Origin of the sequence: Kosmotoga arenicorallina S304, assembly GCF_001636545.1 — a bacterium.
Classification (GTDB): Bacteria; Thermotogota; Thermotogae; order Petrotogales; family Kosmotogaceae; genus Kosmotoga_B; species Kosmotoga_B arenicorallina.
The window spans coordinates 42,074-60,178 of the sequence record NZ_JFHK01000006.1 but is presented as its reverse complement, the minus strand read 5'-3'; the positions used below and the strand labels follow the sequence as shown (position 1 = coordinate 60,178).

The 18,105-nt window shown below is 42.5% G+C and carries 19 protein-coding genes; 18 read left to right on the top strand and 1 reads right to left on the bottom strand.

Annotated elements, in window-relative coordinates:
• Nucleotides 1-36 precede the first annotated feature (36 nt).
• The 7 genes from lspA to aspC all read left to right on the top strand — a co-directional run bounded on the left by lspA (nt 37) and on the right by aspC (nt 8,090).
• Nucleotides 37-549, top strand: coding sequence for a signal peptidase II (lspA, locus tag AT15_RS05340; protein WP_084251518.1), 513 nt, complete (start codon nt 37-39; stop codon nt 547-549).
• Entirely contained in the window at nt 533-1,453 is a 921-nt protein-coding gene (locus AT15_RS05335; protein ID WP_068347192.1) for an RluA family pseudouridine synthase, read from the top strand. The genes lspA and AT15_RS05335 overlap by 17 nt, the downstream gene beginning before the upstream one ends.
• Complete coding sequence (locus AT15_RS05330) at nt 1,450-4,149, top strand: hypothetical protein (protein WP_068347152.1); 2,700 nt, start codon at nt 1,450-1,452, stop codon at nt 4,147-4,149. The genes AT15_RS05335 and AT15_RS05330 overlap by 4 nt, the downstream gene beginning before the upstream one ends.
• Complete coding sequence (locus AT15_RS05325; RefSeq protein WP_068347150.1) at nt 4,146-4,793, top strand: histidine phosphatase family protein; 648 nt, start codon at nt 4,146-4,148, stop codon at nt 4,791-4,793. The genes AT15_RS05330 and AT15_RS05325 overlap by 4 nt, the downstream gene beginning before the upstream one ends.
• A 31-nt stretch (nt 4,794-4,824) precedes the next feature.
• Nucleotides 4,825-5,493 (top strand): 2-phosphosulfolactate phosphatase, encoded by a 669-nt coding sequence (locus tag AT15_RS05320; protein ID WP_161484656.1) that lies wholly within the window; start codon nt 4,825-4,827, stop codon nt 5,491-5,493.
• A 206-nt stretch (nt 5,494-5,699) separates the two neighbouring features.
• A complete protein-coding gene (locus tag AT15_RS05310; protein ID WP_068347143.1) occupies nt 5,700-6,335 on the top strand; it encodes a hypothetical protein in 636 nt (211 codons plus the stop codon).
• A gap of 597 nt (nt 6,336-6,932) precedes the next feature.
• On the top strand, nt 6,933-8,090 hold the full coding sequence (aspC, locus tag AT15_RS05305) for an aspartate aminotransferase (RefSeq protein WP_068347141.1): 1,158 nt from the start codon (nt 6,933-6,935) through the stop codon (nt 8,088-8,090).
• Between the two features lie 54 nt (nt 8,091-8,144).
• Here the strand turns inward: aspC and AT15_RS05300 are convergent, their stop codons facing one another.
• Nucleotides 8,145-9,275 (bottom strand): YfbR-like 5'-deoxynucleotidase, encoded by a 1,131-nt coding sequence (locus AT15_RS05300; protein WP_068347133.1) that lies wholly within the window; start codon nt 9,273-9,275, stop codon nt 8,145-8,147.
• 92 nt (nt 9,276-9,367) lie between these two features.
• Here AT15_RS05300 and AT15_RS05295 point away from each other — a divergent pair, with 92 nt between their 5' ends.
• From AT15_RS05295 to AT15_RS05245, 11 genes are read left to right on the top strand one after another with little or no spacing between them, the layout of a single operon-like run.
• Nucleotides 9,368-9,979 (top strand): CBS domain-containing protein, encoded by a 612-nt coding sequence (locus AT15_RS05295; protein ID WP_068347131.1) that lies wholly within the window; start codon nt 9,368-9,370, stop codon nt 9,977-9,979.
• On the top strand, nt 9,972-10,754 hold the full coding sequence (locus tag AT15_RS05290; protein ID WP_068347129.1) for an undecaprenyl-diphosphate phosphatase: 783 nt from the start codon (nt 9,972-9,974) through the stop codon (nt 10,752-10,754). The genes AT15_RS05295 and AT15_RS05290 overlap by 8 nt, the downstream gene beginning before the upstream one ends.
• Entirely contained in the window at nt 10,755-11,372 is a 618-nt protein-coding gene (locus AT15_RS05285) for an MBL fold metallo-hydrolase (protein WP_068347127.1), read from the top strand.
• Nucleotides 11,373-11,378: 6 nt separating this feature from the next.
• Nucleotides 11,379-12,812, top strand: a complete 1,434-nt coding sequence (locus tag AT15_RS05280; RefSeq protein ID WP_068347125.1) for a glycogen synthase — start codon at nt 11,379-11,381, stop codon at nt 12,810-12,812.
• On the top strand, nt 12,805-13,818 hold the full coding sequence (gene galT / locus AT15_RS05275; protein WP_068347123.1) for a galactose-1-phosphate uridylyltransferase: 1,014 nt from the start codon (nt 12,805-12,807) through the stop codon (nt 13,816-13,818). The genes AT15_RS05280 and galT overlap by 8 nt, the downstream gene beginning before the upstream one ends.
• Entirely contained in the window at nt 13,815-14,108 is a 294-nt protein-coding gene (gene gatC / locus AT15_RS05270; protein WP_235598514.1) for an Asp-tRNA(Asn)/Glu-tRNA(Gln) amidotransferase subunit GatC, read from the top strand. Before galT ends, gatC begins: the two co-directional genes overlap by 4 nt.
• Nucleotide 14,109: 1 nt before the next feature.
• Nucleotides 14,110-14,448 (top strand): YraN family protein, encoded by a 339-nt coding sequence (locus tag AT15_RS05265; protein ID WP_068347121.1) that lies wholly within the window; start codon nt 14,110-14,112, stop codon nt 14,446-14,448.
• Nucleotides 14,449-14,450: 2 nt separating this feature from the next.
• Nucleotides 14,451-16,109, top strand: coding sequence for a phospho-sugar mutase (locus AT15_RS05260; protein WP_068347119.1), 1,659 nt, complete (start codon nt 14,451-14,453; stop codon nt 16,107-16,109).
• Complete coding sequence (locus tag AT15_RS05255) at nt 16,109-16,738, top strand: hypothetical protein (RefSeq protein ID WP_068347117.1); 630 nt, start codon at nt 16,109-16,111, stop codon at nt 16,736-16,738. Before AT15_RS05260 ends, AT15_RS05255 begins: the two co-directional genes overlap by 1 nt.
• The gene (gene truA, locus AT15_RS05250) at nt 16,735-17,487 is read left to right on the top strand and encodes a tRNA pseudouridine(38-40) synthase TruA (RefSeq protein ID WP_068347116.1); all 753 of its coding nucleotides are present in this window, start codon (nt 16,735-16,737) and stop codon (nt 17,485-17,487) included. Before AT15_RS05255 ends, truA begins: the two co-directional genes overlap by 4 nt.
• Complete coding sequence (locus AT15_RS05245) at nt 17,471-18,100, top strand: TlyA family RNA methyltransferase (RefSeq protein WP_084251516.1); 630 nt, start codon at nt 17,471-17,473, stop codon at nt 18,098-18,100. The genes truA and AT15_RS05245 overlap by 17 nt, the downstream gene beginning before the upstream one ends.
• Nucleotides 18,101-18,105 lie beyond the last annotated feature (5 nt).

The window sequence follows — 18,105 nt, the reverse complement described above, 5'->3', positions numbered from 1 at the left end:
AATCAGATATATCAGCCGCCCCGAAAGGGGCGGTAATTGATTGTTATTTATTCGGATATAAGGTTCGGTGATAGAATGATAGTTACTATTGGTTTTGTGATTACTCTGATGATTGACCAAATAACCAAGGCGGTTGCTGAAAGCAACCTGCAATATCTGGTGAGGGTAGATTTGATTGGCAGAATTCTGGGCTTGCGTTATGTTCACAATAAAGGGGTATCCTTCGGGCTTTTGAGCAAATTGGGTGTTTATAATATTGCGATCATTACATCAACAATAATACTTTTGCTACTTTTTATAGGCAATCGTTTCAAAGATAAGCTCACTTCAAAGGAGAAGTTTATCTTCGGAATAATTCTGGGAGGGGCTCTGGGAAATCTAATTGACCGCTTGAGGCTTGGTTATGTGGTAGACTTCATCGAGCTACCCTACTGGCCGATATTCAATGTTGCAGATAGCTGCATAGTTGTAGGCACTGCCCTCTTACTACTCCTATTCTATCGGAGGGAAAAGTTGCGTGCTGGAAGAAGTAATGGTAACGAATCGTGAAAATGGCTGGAGGCTTGATAGGTTTGTAACTGAAATTGTGCCGAACTGGGTTTCCCGTTCTGCCATACAAAGGCACATAAAAGAGGGGAAAGTGCTCGTAAATGGTTCCATGAAGAAACCCAGCTACAAGGTCAAAGCAGGCGAGCATATTACTTTTGAAGTACCAGACAAGCCTGCTGAAGCAGAGGCTCAACCTGAAAACATTCCATTGAACATAATCTATGAAGATAAAGACATCATTGTGGTGAACAAGCCAGCGGGAATGATAGTTCACCCTGTTCACAACAAAAAAAGTGGTACTCTGGTAAATGCGCTCCTAAACCATTGCGAAGACCTTCAGGGTATAGGCGGCGTGATGCGCCCGGGGATCGTCCATAGGCTTGACAAAGAAACCAGCGGAATAATCATAGTTGCAAAGAACGACATGGCTCATAACTCTCTATCCCTTCAATTTAAAGCCAGAAGCACAGAAAAAACCTACATTGCAATTGCAAGGGGCAGAACACCCGCACAGGGGCAGATAGTACTGCCTCTTGGAAGGCATCCTGTTAACCGGCTAAAAATGACAGTTCTCTTTGACGGAAAAGAGGCAACGACCAACTATCGAACATTAAGGCATTTTTCAAAGATTGCTTCAGTTGTCTTGGTCAAACCAAAGACGGGGCGAACCCATCAGATAAGGGTTCATATGAAAGAAATTGGCCACCCGCTACTTGGCGATAAATTGTATGGCAAGGCACATCAAGATGAAGCCCTCGGTGTATATCGTCACATGCTCCATGCGTTGAAATTGTGCTTCAACCACCCCCGAACAGGGAAGAGGATGTCCTTTGTGGCGCGGATCCCTGAAGATATGGCAAGAGTTATAAAAAATTTATACTTTCTTGAGGATCGTGAATCATGAGGACAGCTTTCATTTGTACAGCTTTTGATCTTTTTGAATCCACTATACTCCCTGACAAATTGGCTAAATATCTCAAAAAGGAAAATTATGAGTCTTGCGTTATAATAGATTCTCATCTGGGTGCTGCATACGATTTTTATGCTTCACTTTCTGCTAAAGGCATTTCAGTTATTCCGGGATTGAAAAGTGATGGGAAATACTATATGCCCTTGAATGAAACAGGCTTTTTCCAGCTGATTAAGTTTTCAAACAATCTGGACACTAAACTCACGGATGTTCAAGTCATTGATGGACCGCCAAGAAATCTGGACCTTAACTCCAAAAACCCCATATGGGAAGTCAGATATCTCGAAAAAAAAGATAAAGAATTTTTTGACAATTACAGAAAAATCGGGAAAAAACCTCTGTTGAAAGGAGATTACCACCTCCTTAGCGCCGGGGAATATGACTCGCTTTTTGACGAAAAACTGAAACTTCCTGAATTTGAGTTTCCTAAATATGCCCACAAATTTCCCGTTTCTCTATCAGAGCGAGAATTCAAAAAAAACGCTTTCGACAGGCTTCCGGATTTGGGATACACTGAAAAAGCTTATAAAGATAGGCTGGAATATGAGCTCGGCGTTGTTTCTTCAAAAGGGCTTGAAAGTTATTTTGCCACGGTTGCAGAAGTTGTGGATACGGCGGATAAAATTGGATGTTGGGTTGGTCCCGGAAGAGGCTCGGCTGTAAGTTCGCTACTGGTAAGGGTTCTTGGTATAACCGCTGTTGACCCTGTTGAAAATGGCTTGTTTTTCGAGCGCTTTCTAAGTGCCGCCAGAGATGATTTTCCTGATATAGACCTTGATGTCGAAGATGAGATGCGTCAGGAGCTTATCAAGGCATTGAAAAAAAGATTCGGTAAAAGAAACCTTTCGCTGATACAAACCTACGGCACTTTTTCTTTTAGATCAGCGATAAGAGCAGCCGGAAAACTCTTTGATTTATCAGAAACTCAGATAAAAAGGCTAATAGCACTCTCCCAAAAGGGTAAATCACTTCCCCAATCACTCGCTCGTGATACCAATATCAAAAAAACCTTCAAACTTTCAAAGCTTCTTATAGGGCTTCCTTCAACAGAATCAATTCACGCTGCTGGTGTCTTGCTTTCAGCTGAGCCCCTTGATGAGATCATTCCAATAAGGGAAAGCGGTGGCACATATATTTCCCGCTGGAATATGAATAGTCTCGAAACTCTGGGGTTCCAAAAGCTCGATCTTCTTGGATTGAGAAACCTTTCCATCTTGAAAAAACTTTATGCAAAAAAGCCCTGGTATAGCAAGCCTGATGATTCGCAAACCTATGATCTCATCGGGAAGGGATATACAGCAGGATTATTCCAGTTAGAAAGTATTGAGGCAACCAGAATTGTTAAAAGAGTCAAGCCCAGGAACATAAGCGATATCGCTATATCTCTGGCCCTTAACAGGCCCGGTCCTCTCGAATCTGGTATCACAGCCAAATACCTGAAAGAGCGTGCAGTGCCGTCACAGAATGCCTTCTCGAAAGCGCTTACTGATACTCTTGGGGTGCTTGTTTTTCAGGAGCAGGTAATATCTGTTGCCGTAAAAGAGCTTGGCCTTACTCCGGAAGAAGGGGAAATGCTTAGAAGAGCGCTCTCAAAGAAAAAGCCCGAAGAGGCAGAGAAACTAATTGCTAAATCTCTCAAGCGCAGTACAGATAACCCTGAAAGCACGAATGAATTAATAGAAATACTGAGGAAGTTTTCGGGTTATGGCTTCAACAAATCCCATAGTGTTGCATATTCTCTGATTACTTATTGGCTTGCTTTTAAGAAATGCCACGAACCTGAAAGGTTTTTCAAGGTGTTGTTTTCTTTGCTTGACGCTGAAGGAAAAGCGAGATTGGCTGCAGAAATGAAGAGTCGGGGATTAGCCTTTTCAATTGGTGAAAACCCAGATAAAAGGATTATCTCCCTTTGCCCTTCTGACTTAATGAAATTCAGACTAGAGTTGCCACTTGAACCCACAGCAGCATCTTTCCATGAATTTGTGAGGAAGCGCCGAGACTCTCTTATGGCTAAAGATCTGGAGTTTTTAATAAAAATCGGTTATTTTGATAAATATGGCACCAGAGAAACGTTGTTAAAAGAAATAAACAATGCTCTTTCGGGGGTGGACCCGGAGTTGAAATCAGTCCTGCGAGTCTTTGGTTACAAAGAACGGCAAACTGAAAATACCAAAGAGGAACTTCCCGAAGAGAAAGCTGTATTCGAGCATGAAGCTCTTGGTTTTAACCTCACGGAATTTCATGCTGATTTATTGTACGGGGATTTTGTCGACTCCTCGCTAACTGACCTTTATGCAACAAAATCCAATGGATTGGCAGCGTACTCGCTTATGAATTTCAGGGAAAAAAGATTTATTACAGATGGCAAAAGTTTAATACGCGTTCAAAGGGCTTTACCAGAAAAGGGATTCATAATATTCAAAAGTGGAAAGCCTGACGAAAAACAGGCCTATGAAAACATAGAGCTCGTAATAAGGCGATACAATCAGCCTGTTCCCGCTGAAAAACTCTTCCCTGCTTCAAAGCAGAATGTTCTGAAAATAAGGCTTGGCGGAAAAAATATACTGACAATAGAAGGCGCAAAAGTAGAGGATTATGAACCAGACGAAATAGAGGTGATAGAAGGATGAAAGTGCATCTTGTAAGGCACGGAACCTCTGAATGGAATCTGATTGGAAAATGGCAGGGTAATGCTGATATACCGCTAAGCGAACAGGGTATGTATCAGGCTGAACTGGTTGCTGAAGAACTTCTTAATATTGCACCGAATGCATCGCTCCTTTTTTGCAGCGACCTTGAAAGAGCCCGGGAAACTGCCGAAAGAATTGGTGAAAAATTTAATCTGTCCCCTATAATCAGGGAAGATTTAAGGGAATGCAACTTCAGCCTTTGGAACGGGCTTACCTATGAAGAAGTGATCGAAAACTACGAAAGGGAGTTCATTCTCTGGAGCTCTGATCCATATGCAAAGATAGAAGGAATCGAATCGCTATCACAGCTTGAAAGGAGGGCCTTAAGGGCTTTCGATGAAATTTGTGAAATTTCAAGATTAAAAAATTCCCGGGAAATAGTCATTGTGGGTCATGGCCTGTGGTTTAGAGTGCTTTTGTGCTCTTTGCTTGGCATGCCTTTGGTAAATCATAAACAGCTGGAATTAGAGAACACTTCTATAACGACTCTTGAAAAGCACGAGCGCCGCGGCTGGATACTCAGCTCATTGAATTATCATCATCATCTTTCAGTGGTAAAAGGGGGAGAGCGCAATAAAGATTGATGTCTTCCTTACCCCGGGCGATATAACCGATTTGCCCGATATTGCGATAGCAATAGATGTATTGCGTGCAACAAGCAGTATGGTCGTTGCCCTTGCCAGAGGGGCAAAGGCAATTATCCCTGTTTCTGCGCTCGAAAAGGCAAGAGAATTGAAAGCTCAAAACCCGGATGCGCTTCTTGGTGGAGAAAGGGAAAGCTTGAAGCCGCAAGACTTCGATCTGGGGAATTCTCCCTTTGACTATGAACAAGTGAAAGGGAAAGAGATAATCATGACAACTTCAAATGGCACGAAGCTCATTGAACGTATGAAAAAAGCCAGGCAGCTATATATCTCATCTTTCCTTAATGTTAAGAGCGTTGCTGAAAAAGTAATTGTATCCGGTTGCGATGCAATTGGCATAGGATGCGCTGGCAACCGGGGAAAATTAGCCCTCGAGGATGTGCTCTGCGCAGGAGCGCTTATAAAAAACATCACCTCGACTGCGAAAAAAGTTGAGCTTACCGATTCTGCCGTGGTAGCTTTGAATGAATATATGATGCTTGGAAAAGAGCTCGAAAGAGTATTAAAAACCGTTGCAAGCCATGGAAAAGCCCTTGTAAGAAAAGGATTTGGTAAAGACGTAGCCTTTTGTGCTAAAATTGATATGTTCTCAATTGTCCCGGTCTATATTGAGGGGAAAGTTGTGAGGAATGGTTTATGAAAACTCTATCGTCTATTTTCTTTTCGGCAGCAATCGTTTTCTTTTTTGTGAGTCTCGTGTTCTTTGAGATTGGCACACGGAAGCTCAGAAAAGCGGGTAATCCAAAGCTTTATGATAAAAGGGGCATTCGTTTTTTGTTACTCTCTATTATTCTAGCTGGAGTTTCCCTGGTGCTTGCGTTTATATGAGTTTAAGGGGGAATTCGGATGGAAAATATGGTTACGCTTGAACAGATAGTTAACAAACTGCCCGGAGTAAAGGGTGCAAAGATCCTTGCCGATGATGGCGGGGAATTAAAAGAAATCCATATTCTTGCGGATATCAAAAAACCTGCCAAGCAATTGGTTCGAGATATCGAAACTGCCATATATGCCGCTTCTGGGGTGAAAATAGACAGGAAAATCGTCAGTGTTGCCCAGATTTCCGATGACGAACCAGATTCAACTACAAGCGAGACTTATGAAGAGGCGCTTGCCGACGAAACGGCAAGATTCAACCTCCTCACTATGGAAACGAAATCTACCAACAAGCGCCTTACCGTAAGCGTAAGCATAGATGATGATGGAAAACAGCTTTCCGGCAGTTCTGTTGTTGATATAAACGACGATGAAAAGTATATGGCAGCTGTTGAAGCCACAGTGGCTGCTATAAGAGAAGCTATCCCGAGTTTCCGCGTAGAATTCATTGAACGGCTCAAATACGGTCTTAACGATGTTATCCTCGTTGTTTGTTCCGCAATAATATCCGGCGAAAGGCGTAAAGAAGCCGGAGCAAGGCTTTTCAAAAAGGATTCCCTTAATGATATCGTACTGGTAATACTTGAAACGTTGAATAAGATGTGAGTGTTCTGAGAATCGAGATCCGAGAGTTCGAGAGAATGAATGAAAAGGCTGTGCTAGGCTCAACCCAGGCCATACGTGACTTCGTCATGGCTTTGCATTCCTGCGGAATGGCTATGCGCCTGCGGCGGAAAAGTGCCGAGTTACGTTATTCGAGTTATGAGAGCTGAGAATCAATAAAGTTGATAAAAATGGCTATGCTGGGCTTCGCCAAGGTTATGCGTGACTCCGTCACGGCTCTGCATTCTTCCAGAATGGCTCTGCACCTGCGGCGGAGAAGAACCGAGTTGCGAGTCACGAGAATCGAGAAATTAAGTACCGAGTTGTGAGAAAAATCTTAAAGATATGTTTAGGTACTACTCGTTACTCGAATGGCGTTACTCGGCTTTTTGATTGCCTTGCAATCGTCGCTCCACCAATTGTCGTATTACCAGCTGTCGCATTATCAACCGTCGTTCCTCATAGCACGTTACTCGGCTTTTCAAGCAACCCACAACCAACAATCCACAACCGACAACCACATTCTTCAGTATCTTCAATTGTAATTCTCCAGGTTCCAGAGTATAATAGCGGTGAATTTCCCTATCGGAGGTTAAGCAAATGAAGCTATCAAGCAGTGTTAACTCTGTTTCACCGTCAATAACGCTTCAATTCAATCAAAGGGTTCTTGAAAAATTAGCTCGTGGAGAAGATGTCATCAAGCTCACCGCTGGCGAGCCAGATTTCCCCACTCCTGAACCTATCTCTGAAGCAGCAATAAGCGCAATTAAAGAAGGCAAAACGAAGTACACTGCTTCAGCCGGGATAGCAGCGCTGCGGGAGAAAATTGCGCAAAAGCTGGCAAAGGACAACAATCTGTCTTATTCGGCAGAAGAGATAGTGGTTTCCAACGGAGGCAAGCAAGCTATCTACAACAGTCTTAAAGCTATCCTTGAACCCGGTGACGAAGTGATTCTCATCTCTCCTGCATGGGTTAGCTATGAGGCACAGGTAAAACTTTGCGACGGGATCCCCGTTTATGTGAAGGCTTTCCCGGAAGATGCTTACATTCCAAAATTGTCGAAAATTGAAGAGGCTTTCAGCGAACGCACAAAGGCGATAATCATAAATTCACCAAACAATCCTACCGGTTCTGTATATCCAGAGGAATATCTAAAGGAGCTTTCTGAACTTCTGAAAAAACATGGGATTATAGTTATTTCCGATGAGGTTTATGAGAAGTTAGCCTTTGACGAAAAGCATGTAAGCATTGCTTCCTTTGAGGGGATGAAAGAATTGGCGATTGTCATTAATGCCTTTTCTAAAGCCTATTCAATGACCGGTTGGCGGATCGGATATCTGGCAGCTAAAAAAGAAATTGCAAAAGCAGTTACAAAGATACAGGGACATTCAACCTCCAATGTAAACACCATAGCTCAATATGCCGCATTGAAAGCGCTTGATGTAGAAACCGGTTATATGGTTAAGGAGTTTATTATTAGAAGAGACTATGTCGGCAACAGGTTGAAAGAGATGGGATTGAAATTCTTTTTTCCAAAAGGTGCATTCTATTTCTTCGTGGACATCAGAGATTATCTTGGAAAGGGAATCAAAGATTCCTTTGAGTTCTGCGTCGCGCTTCTCGAGAAAGCAGGGGTTGGTATGATCCCGGGAAGTGCTTTCAATGCTGAAGGGTTTATCAGGCTTTCTTATGCGAGCTCTATCGAAGAATTGGAAAAAGGTTTAGACAGGTTAGAACACTTCATGAAAACACTGTGAGGAATATTAGAAAAAAGCACCGGGATTTCGGTGCTTTCTTTTATTTTTAGTGGTTCATCTTCCTACCCATTCGAGCCCCCACCGCAAAGAGTCGGAAAGATATCTTACATTCTCGAATTCTGATTCTGAGAGTGTATCAAGCATATTGCTTATAGCAGAGCGGAAAGCGAGCTGTGCATTTCCGGTTTTTATTTCCATCAGGCATTCCACAACGGCTGCTGTGAGGTCAGCTGCCCTGACCAATTTACCTTCTGTGCCTCCAAAGGGATCGAGCATTCTCTGTTTAAGTTCGAGTGCTATACTTTCCGGCATATGCACAAGGAGCCTTTCGCTCACCATTTTTTCTTCCACTCTCGAGATGACTTCTTCAAAGCCCTTCACTTTGCGCTTTGTAGGGGTGATTATGTCTCCCGTCAAACTCTCGGGTATATCGTGAAGCAAAGCCTTTTTAACAACTTCAAGGCTATTTACGTTGTTCCCCACTTCATTTTCCATCAGAGCCAGCAGGTAAGCTATTACCGCAACATAAAAAGAATGGCCTGCAACGGTGGTTTCGACATTCCTTTTTAGTCTGTTCCAGCGCACCGCTCTAAGCAATACGACCAGCGCTTCCTGATAATCCTTTATCCATAAGCTTTCTTTGAGTATTCTATAAGGTTGAAAGTCATCAAAGCGGGAGAGTCTTTTTTTAAGGCTTCCAAGGGCCTCTTCATAGTATTCGGGAAAGAAACGGGAGTGAATATCTGCTTCAAGAGTTGCTGAAAGCAAATCTCCTATGGAGATAATTTTACCTTCTATACTGTCATCCTTTGCTGCTTTCATTTCATTCATGAAATCTTCTCTGTGATTTTCGGGCAACAGCGGAGCAACTTCTGAAACGGTAGCATCAAAAACAGCATCCCATTTTTCCGGGTCGAGCTCCTTTATAAGAACTTTTGTATCGACAGAGATATCTGATATTATGCACTTTGGAAGTTCTTTGAACAGAATGCGTTTGAAAAGCCTGTCTTCATTAATTTCCTCCCCATGCTCTCTGGCGATCAGCGAAAGGAGCAATGAAAACTGAGCAGAAATAAAGGCATTTTCCGCTTCATTTGTTCTCAGCAAGGTTGGGCGATTATTCCAGCGAAACATGGTGAAAAGGTTAGTATATAGCTCAAGAAGCCTTATAAGTCCCTGATACATCTTCAAACCCCCTGATTCTCTGCTATACTTGAAGAGTGTTGCTGGATTATTGTATCATATTTCACGAGTCTATTAAAAAAGAGGCGATGAGCATGGAAGTTGGCAAATGGGTAAACAGGGCATTCCCTGTGTTTTCTTCTCAAGATAGTGTATCGGATGTGTTGAAAGCAGAAGAGAAATACGATTTTTCGACAGTTGTTGTTCATGATGAAGCCGGAAAGCTCCTCGGCTCGATAACTAAGAAAGAGCTTAAAAATCACAATCCCGACACTAAACTGGCTGAAATAGCAAAAGAACCTGAATATTTCAGCTATGAAACCGACATCATTGAAGACGTGGTGCTTATGCTCATAGAGAGCCATGACCTCGTTATCCCGGTGGTTTCAAGTGATATGACCCTAAGGGGGGTTATTACCGTTTTTGACATTCTCGAAGCTCTTATGGAGTTCACTTCAATGGATCAAAAAGGGGTCAGAATTTCCGTGATTCTCGGAGATAAGCCAGGAGCGCTAAAAAAGGTCGTTGATTTATTGGCCGACAATGAAATCAACATTCTGTCTATTGTAACTTCACCTGGAGAAGGCGGAAAGAAAAACGTCATCATCAGGACCTCCGAAACGGATATAGGAGAAATCGCAGGTATTTTCAACAGCAACGGTATTGAATACGATTCGATAATGGAGGAGGAAGGCTTCAGTGGTTGATGTATTGAAATATCTTTTCCTTGGAAGCCTTCAGGGCGCAACGGAATTTCTTCCTGTTTCATCTTCGGGGCATTTGACGATTTTTTCTTCGATTTTGAAATTAGATTCAGATAATATGACATCCCTTTTTGCGCTATTGCACCTCGCAACTTTTTTTGCGGTTTTGCTTTTTACATACCGCGAGATTCTTCAGATAATAGGGGGATTATTTTCCAGAGAGGAAAACAGAAATTCAATAAGGTATATAGCCCTCCTGATAGTAGCTACTATTCCTGCAGTTGTTGCAGGACTTTTTCTTGAGGAAAGAATTTCCAGCATTTTTTCAAGCCCGTACTTTGCTGCTGGTATGCTTTTCATCACAGCCTTTTTTTTGCTTCTGTCTGATAGATTCAACGGAAAGTTTGAAATACTGAAGCTCGGGTTCATGGGAGCTTTTCTTATCGGCTGCCTTCAAGCAGTTGCTATATTGCCAGGCATATCAAGAAGCGGTATGACTATTTTTGGGGCACTGCTAATTGGGCTTTCAAGAAAAGATGCCGTTAAGTTTTCTTTCCTTATGAGCCTGCCCGTAACATTAGGCGCAGGTATTCTTGAACTTGGAAAATTAAACGTGCCAATGGGTTATGCCATCACCGCATTCTTAAGTGCCTTTTTTACAGGAATTATCGGGCTTTTTTTAGTTAAGAAGTTTGTTATAAAGGGAAAACTGAGAGGTTTTGCGATTTACTGTATAATATTCGCGGTTGCGAGTTTTATTACTCTGGGAGTGATTTAAATGGAGTTTGAATTACTCTTTCCGGGCAGTGTTCTTTACGTTTCCGGCGAGATCGATGCTCCAACGAGTAGTGCAGTTCTTTTAAAAGATGAAGACAGGATAGTGATAGTTGATCCTGGAGGGTTCCCCTCTTTGAAAGCCCTTGAAAACGCTCTGGGGAGAACGGGTGTGGCACCTGAAGAGGTTACTGATGTCCTGCTCACGCATTTTCACCTTGATCACGCCTTCAATTCGATGTTTTTCAAAAATGCCACGGTAAGGCTTCACAAAAACTACGCAACTCGTAATTACTTAGCTTTCGGTCCGGTGATCGGGCAGATGTATTCAATGGTTATTAACAGCTGGAATAGAGTGGAGCCCTTTGAGGGCGGAATGCTCTGGGATCTTGTGGAAGTTATTGAAACGCCCTTTCATTCAAGAGAGCACGTTTCTTTCTTTGTGAAAACAACGAACGCCGGAAATGTGCTTATTTTTGGTGATTTATGCGACAGGCAATTCAGATTTTTCGAAATGCGTAAGGGCATGAGAAATGACGATGCTTCTAAAATAGCCATTGAGCTGTACAATAGGGCCGATACTATCGTTTTCTCTCACGATCTTCCTATAATTAAGAGGTGAAGAATTATGAAAATATTGATGGTTTCTTATGAAGTGTACCCCCTCGCAAAGGTTGGCGGGTTGGCGGATGTGGTTGGCAGTTTACCTGAATACCTTGTGAAACAAGGGGTAGAGGTGCAGATAGCGATGCCTTACCATCAGATTGTTGAAAAAAATGCAAATCATATAGAAAAAACCGGTTTGACAGTTAACACCAGCGAGCTGAAATCAAATTACACCTTCGAAGTTTATAAAACCACCCTGAATAAGGGAAACATACCTGTTTTTCTCCTAAAGAATGATGAGTTAATTGACTCAGATGACGTATACGGTGGAAGCGATCTGGGGGTACAGGCTCTTGCCTTTTCGGATGCTGTTTTTCAGCTTTCTAAAATCTTAAAACCTGATATTGTACATTGCAATGACTGGCAAACAGGCTTAATTCCAGCGTTCATCAAGACTTTTTTCGGAGATGCTATACCCAAGACTTTGATTACTATCCATAACCTTGGCTATCAGGGAACATTTGATAAATATTATTTCGAGCTAACAAAGCTTCCCGGGTATTACTGGGAAAGAGGATATTTATCTACTGGAGATATGCTCAATTTCTTAAAAGCGGGCATTGTTTTTTCAGATTTCGTGAGTACAGTAAGCCCGACTTATGCCGAGGAAATCAAGACCGAAGAATATGGAATGGGCTTAAATGACTTGCTTTCAAAGCTTGGCGACCGATTGGTAGGGATTATTAACGGGATAGACTATACCGAATACAATCCAGAGACAGATAAAAGAATAGCAGCTACTTTCAGTATAGATGACCTCAGCGGTAAGAAAAGCTGCAAGCTTGCGCTTCAAAAAGAACTCGGCCTTCCTGAAACTGACGCACCTGTGGTTGGCCTGATATCAAGGCTTGTAGATCAAAAGGGCCTGGATATCCTTGCGGAAGCAGCCGAAGACCTTTTGGCTAAGGATTTGCAGCTGGTTATTCTGGGCACCGGTGAAGAGCGATATGAAAATCTCTTTAGAAGTCTCGAAGAAAAATTCCCCCAAAAAGTTTCAGCCAACATTTGCTTTGATGTGAATCTGGCGCAGAAAATATATGCCGGAAGTGACATGTTCTTGATGCCTTCAAAATACGAGCCCTGCGGACTGGGGCAAATGTTCGCGATGAGATACGGAACTGTCCCGGTGGTGAGGTTCACAGGTGGATTGAAAGACACTGTTAAAGAATTCGATTTCAATACGGCTACTGGAAACGGATTCGGGTTCTTTGACTACGATTCGCTGGAATTAACCAGAGCCGTTGAACGGGCACTGGATACCTATCATTCAAGCGACTGGATAACAGTTGTTAAGAACGCCATGAAGACGGATTGCTCATGGGAAAATTCTGCAGGTGAATACATAAAGTTATATAAGAGAATAATACAATCCGAGAGGAGGCCGGTTGATGCCTGAGCTCAGAAAGGATCCGATACTGAAGCGCTGGGTAATAATCGCAACCGAACGTTCAAAGAGACCTAATGATTTCAAAAAGGCACAGGAGCTACCCGGAGGAGGATTTTGCCCTTTCGATTACGGTAATGAGCACACGACTCCCCCAGAAATAATGGCTTTCAGAGGGGAAAAAACGAAACCAGATGAACCGGGATGGTGGATAAGGGTCGTACCAAACAAATTCCCCGCTTTGGATCCGAAACTGGAACCTGATAAATTTGGACATGGCATGTATGACGTGATAAAGGGCTTTGGGACACACGAGGTAATTATAGAAACGCCAGAACACGATCAAAATCTCGCCACACTTCCGCTGAAACAGGTTCAGGAAGTAATATGGGCGTATAAATACAGGTTCAACGAACTGGAAAAAGATCCAAGAATAAAATACGTGCTCATCTTCAAAAATCATGGCAAAGAAGCGGGTGCATCCTTGCAGCATCCTCATAGCCAGTTGATAGCCACACCTATTGTGCCTAAAAGGGTTGTGGAGGAAATGGAGGGAAGCCTTGACTATTACAATTTCAAGGAACGCTGTGTGTATTGTGATATATTGAATCAAGAGCTGCTTGAGAAAACGCGGATCGTCGAAGAGAATGACCTCTTTCTTGCCTTTGAGCCTTTTGCCGCCAGATTCCCCTTTGAAACGTGGATTTTGCCCAAAAAACATAGATTCAATTTTGGTGAAATAGGAACCGAAGAGGTCAAGCAATTTGCCCGGATTTTGAAAAATACCTTATACAGAATTTACAAAGCCCTTGACAATCCACCCTTTAATTTCATGCTGCATACAGGAATTTCTAACATGGAAGGCGAGAAGTACTATCACTGGCATCTGGAAATCGTCCCAAGATTGACAAGAGTAGCTGGTTTTGAATGGGGCTCCGGATTTTATATAAATCCAACTCCGCCTGAATACGCAGCGAAATATTTGAGGGAAGTGGAAATGCCGGAGGAGGATGTATGATGAATATACACGTTGATGAAAAATTGCTCCTGCACCTTGAATCCCTTGCTAAAGTGGAACTCAAAGCTGAAGAAAGAGAAAAGCTCATTAAAGATATCTCAAAAATTCTTGATTATATGTCCTTAATTGACGAGTTGAGCGTTGACGGCTACGAAGAAATGTTCACACCCATAGAAGAAAATCTGGAATTGCGCGAAGACAGGCAAAGAGAATTTGAGCATACCGACGATCTTATTTCTCTCTTCCCTGAGCGTGAATCGAGACAATTGAAAGTTCCAAAGATCTATTGAGATGAGTGTCGAAAAAGGGAAACGCTTCGAAGAACTTGCCTGTGCTTATTTGTTGAAAAAGGGGTACAAACTGGTCGAAAAAAATGTCCGGTATCCCTTTGGTGAACTTGATATTGTTGCTATGAAAGGGAAAAGGCTTGTATTTGTTGAAGTTAAAGGCGGGAATAAAGCGTTTCAGCCCCGTATCAGAGTGAACAGTTCAAAACTCAGGCGAATAGAACTCGCTGCAAACAAATTCATAGCTGACAGAAATCCGAAATTCGAAGAATGCCAGCTTGACGTGATAGAAGTTTTGAATGATGGTACCATAAATCATCTGGAAGCAATTGGAAGGTGGTAGCGATGGAAAGAAATAGAGAAGAAGCGATAAAAGAGTATCAAAGGTGGATCCAGAAAGCTGATCCCGAAGTCGTTGAGGAATTAAAAGGATTTAGCGAAAATCAGGTAATAGAAAGCTTTTACACGGACCTTGAATTTGGAACAGGAGGACTTCGCGGCATAATAGGCGCTGGAACAAATAAAATGAACATTCACACTGTGACAAGAGCAACACAGGGTTTCTCGAATTGGCTTAAGAAGAATTATCCTTCACCTTCTGTTGTCATAGCCTTTGACACCCGGAAGATGTCCAGAGAATTTGCGCGAAGGTCAGCAGAAGTGTTATCGGCGAATGGAATTAAGACTTACCTTTTTGCGGATCCTACTCCTACTCCTGTTCTGAGCTTTGCAGTCAGGGAACTGGGATGCAGTGGTGGTATCGTGATAACGGCAAGCCATAACCCACCACAATATAACGGTTACAAAGTCTATACCCATGATGGCACGCAGGCTGTTCCCCGTTATGCAGAAGCTATCATCGAAGAAATAAGAAAACTTGACTTTTTCATCGATCTGAAAAAGAACGAGGAGCTTATAGAAAAAGTCCCTGATGTTTTAACCAAAAACTTTGAGGATTATATAATCAAACTATCAGAGCACCTGTTGAATTTACACAAATCAAATCCTGAAATTTTGAAGGTGCTATATACCCCTCTTCACGGTACCGGTTATAAGCCGGTTATGAATGTTTTGAAAAGGTTGGGGTGTAACGTGAGGGTTGTTGTGGAACAGAGTAAGCCTGACGGCAATTTCCCGACGGTCAGCTATCCCAACCCGGAAGATCCGAAAGCTTTTGCGATGGCCTTGAAACAGGCGGAAGAGTTTAACCCCGATATAATAATCGCAACAGACCCTGATTGTGATAGAATGGGGCTTATGTGTCGGGAAAACGAAGGCTATGTTAGCATTACCGGAAACCAGATAGGAGTCATAATGCTTGAATTCCTGCTGAACTCTTTGAAAAATGAACTTCCCGATAACCCCTTTGTGGTTAAAACCATTGTTACTACCGATCTGGCAAAGTCCATTGTTCAGGAGTATGGAGTATCCCTCAAAGAAACGCTAACGGGATTTAAATTCATTGGCGAGCTAATAGAAAAATCCGTAATTGAAAAAAGCGGGAACTTCCTTTTTGGCTTTGAAGAGAGTTATGGATATCTTTATGGAACTCATGTAAGGGATAAAGATGCGGTTATAGCTTCTGCCCTGGCGGCAACTATCGCGACCACTTTGAAAGGAAAAGGTATTAGCCTGCTGGAGTATCTCAATGAAATCTACGAAAAGTATGGTTACTATATGGAGTCATTGGAAAGCTTTGCCTTTGAAGGAATAGAAGGCATGAAAAGAATATCCAGAATAATGGAAAATTTACGGCACAGCGCTCCCGCGGAAATCGATGGTAAAAAACTGGTCGATTTCAAAGACTACAAAGAAGGGGTTGCTGGTTTGCCGAAAGCAGACGTTGTTGAGCTCACATATGAGGATGACTTAAAGCTAATTGCCAGGCCGTCAGGCACTGAACCGAAGATCAAGTTCTATCTTATGTCAAGAGGCGTCAATCGAAAGTCTGCGATGGAAAAAACAGGACTCTTAAAGAAACTTGTAGAAAGGATTGTCAAATAGTGAATAACTACGTCCATATCATTTACGATGAAACTTCTTATTTTTCACCAAAGAAAATCAATTTCGACCACCGGACAAAATCGGGAATGATGGTCGCGTGGTCACAGGAGCAGGCACAAAAGCTCCTTGATGGGAAGTACTGGAAGTGCCTTAGCGCTTATGGCCTTGAAGCTGCATTAAGAAGAAAAATAGTATTTGAGCGAAAACACAGTGATATCAATTTGCTGTATTTTAAGTACGAATTAGAAATCCCTGAAAGTCTTGAAGCTTTCTATGAAGCAGGCACTATAAAAGCTATTTCAAGATATTTCTCGCTGAGGGAAATCTCCGAGGAAATCTTCAATATGATGAGGAGCTATGATTCAGGGACTATCAATTTTGATGACCATTTCCTGAATGAGTGGCTTTTATCGAAATTGAGCTTTGAAGAAAGGGAAGAGGAGCAAATAAAAAAGAAAGAACTTGAGAAAGAATTGATGAGATATGTTGAAATGTTTGTCAGCAAGATTCTCTGGAATGTTTATTCCGGCGATCTCAATGCATTCAGAAAGGATCTTTCCGGCATTGTCTATCTCTTTGGAGAGTTGCGTGATACGGAAAATGCAATTGGCAAAGGTGAAATGGGATGAAGAGATTTGCAGCTGTAGTTGCTTACGATGGGACAGATTTTTTTGGGTTTCAGGTTCAACCCGATCGCAGAACAGTGCAAGGTTCCCTCGAAGAAGCCCTCGCAAAGATACATAAAGAAGAAGTCCGAACAGACGCTGCTGGCCGCACAGATACTGGTGTTCATGGCTTTGGACAGGTGATTGCTTTTAACTCTGGATTGGAAAGGTTATCCCCGGAAACCATGAAAGACGCCCTCAACGCGAACCTTCCCGATGATATTTACGTCAGAAAAGTATACGAGGTTCCCAGAGAATTCAGCCCACGCTTTCATGCAAAGAAAAGGATTTACCACTATTACATATTAAACGCTCCGGAACCCGATCTTTTCAAAAAGAGATATACCTGGTGGTTTCCTTATGAGATAGATATTGAACTGATACGAAAGGGTGCGAGTTTTCTGCTGGGTGAGCATGATTTTGCAGCTTTTCGCACGGGAAGAGATGACAGGACCACGATACGGACAATAACAAACATAAGAGTTTTGAGAACGAGGAAATCCATTGTGCTTATCAGAGTTGAAGGTATATCTTTTCTCAGGAGAATGGTCAGAAATATTGTGGGTACCCTTGTACGTGTAGGAAGCGGGAATCTTCATCCGGAAGCTGTGAAAACAATTCTCGAATCAAAGGACAGGTCAATGCTCCCGAGTTCAGCACCGGCGCAAGGGTTGGTACTATACAAGGTGTTGTTTGATGAATTCGAAACTTAGGCTTGATGAGTTGCTCGTAAAGAAATCCTTTTTTCAGTCCCGTTCAAAAGCAAGTGAAGCCATAAAATCAGGTAAAGTTAAGGTTGATGGAAAACTGGTGGACAAACCGGGTAAAAGGATTTCAGGTGATGCCGTCATAGAGCTAATTGACCATAAATTTGTGGTAAGCAGGGCTTATTATAAACTTGAGAAAGCCCTTGATAGTTTTAAAGTCTCTGTAAAAGGTAAGCGCGCATGTGATCTCGGGGCTTCAACCGGCGGATTTACCCAATTGCTTTTGGAACGGGGAGCAAAGGTGGTGTATGCAGTAGATGTGGGGACCTCACAGTTGCATCCCTTTTTGAAAAGTAAATCCGAAGTGGTCTCCCTTGAAAATACCGATGCACGCTATGTTACCCCGGAAATTCTCAATGGTGCTGTTGATATCGTGACCGCTGATCTCTCTTTTATTTCCATTACGAAAGTAACTGGCAGCATTTCTGGAATGCTGAAAGCTGAGGGGGACTGCATTTGCTTGATAAAGCCGCAGTTTGAAGCAGGGCCCGGGGTGACCAAAAAGGGGGGTTGTTCTCAGCTCCATGGAACACAGAGAGGTTCTCAACAAGGTTGTTGATTGCT

Coding starts and splice junctions, on each gene's coding strand:
- AT15_RS05265 (WP_068347121.1), top strand. CDS start 14,110: ATGAGTGTCGAAAAAGGGAAACGCTTCGAAGAACTTGCCTGTGCTTAT.
- AT15_RS05245 (WP_084251516.1), top strand. CDS start 17,471: ATGAATTCGAAACTTAGGCTTGATGAGTTGCTCGTAAAGAAATCCTTT.
- AT15_RS05335 (WP_068347192.1), top strand. CDS start 533: ATGGTAACGAATCGTGAAAATGGCTGGAGGCTTGATAGGTTTGTAACT.
- AT15_RS05285 (WP_068347127.1), top strand. CDS start 10,755: ATGGAGTTTGAATTACTCTTTCCGGGCAGTGTTCTTTACGTTTCCGGC.
- AT15_RS05260 (WP_068347119.1), top strand. CDS start 14,451: ATGGAAAGAAATAGAGAAGAAGCGATAAAAGAGTATCAAAGGTGGATC.
- galT (WP_068347123.1), top strand. CDS start 12,805: ATGCCTGAGCTCAGAAAGGATCCGATACTGAAGCGCTGGGTAATAATC.
- AT15_RS05295 (WP_068347131.1), top strand. CDS start 9,368: ATGGAAGTTGGCAAATGGGTAAACAGGGCATTCCCTGTGTTTTCTTCT.
- AT15_RS05325 (WP_068347150.1), top strand. CDS start 4,146: ATGAAAGTGCATCTTGTAAGGCACGGAACCTCTGAATGGAATCTGATT.
- AT15_RS05330 (WP_068347152.1), top strand. CDS start 1,450: ATGAGGACAGCTTTCATTTGTACAGCTTTTGATCTTTTTGAATCCACT.
- truA (WP_068347116.1), top strand. CDS start 16,735: ATGAAGAGATTTGCAGCTGTAGTTGCTTACGATGGGACAGATTTTTTT.
- AT15_RS05300 (WP_068347133.1), bottom strand. CDS start 9,275: ATGTATCAGGGACTTATAAGGCTTCTTGAGCTATATACTAACCTTTTC.
- AT15_RS05280 (WP_068347125.1), top strand. CDS start 11,379: ATGAAAATATTGATGGTTTCTTATGAAGTGTACCCCCTCGCAAAGGTT.
- aspC (WP_068347141.1), top strand. CDS start 6,933: ATGAAGCTATCAAGCAGTGTTAACTCTGTTTCACCGTCAATAACGCTT.
- AT15_RS05310 (WP_068347143.1), top strand. CDS start 5,700: ATGGAAAATATGGTTACGCTTGAACAGATAGTTAACAAACTGCCCGGA.
- gatC (WP_235598514.1), top strand. CDS start 13,815: ATGATGAATATACACGTTGATGAAAAATTGCTCCTGCACCTTGAATCC.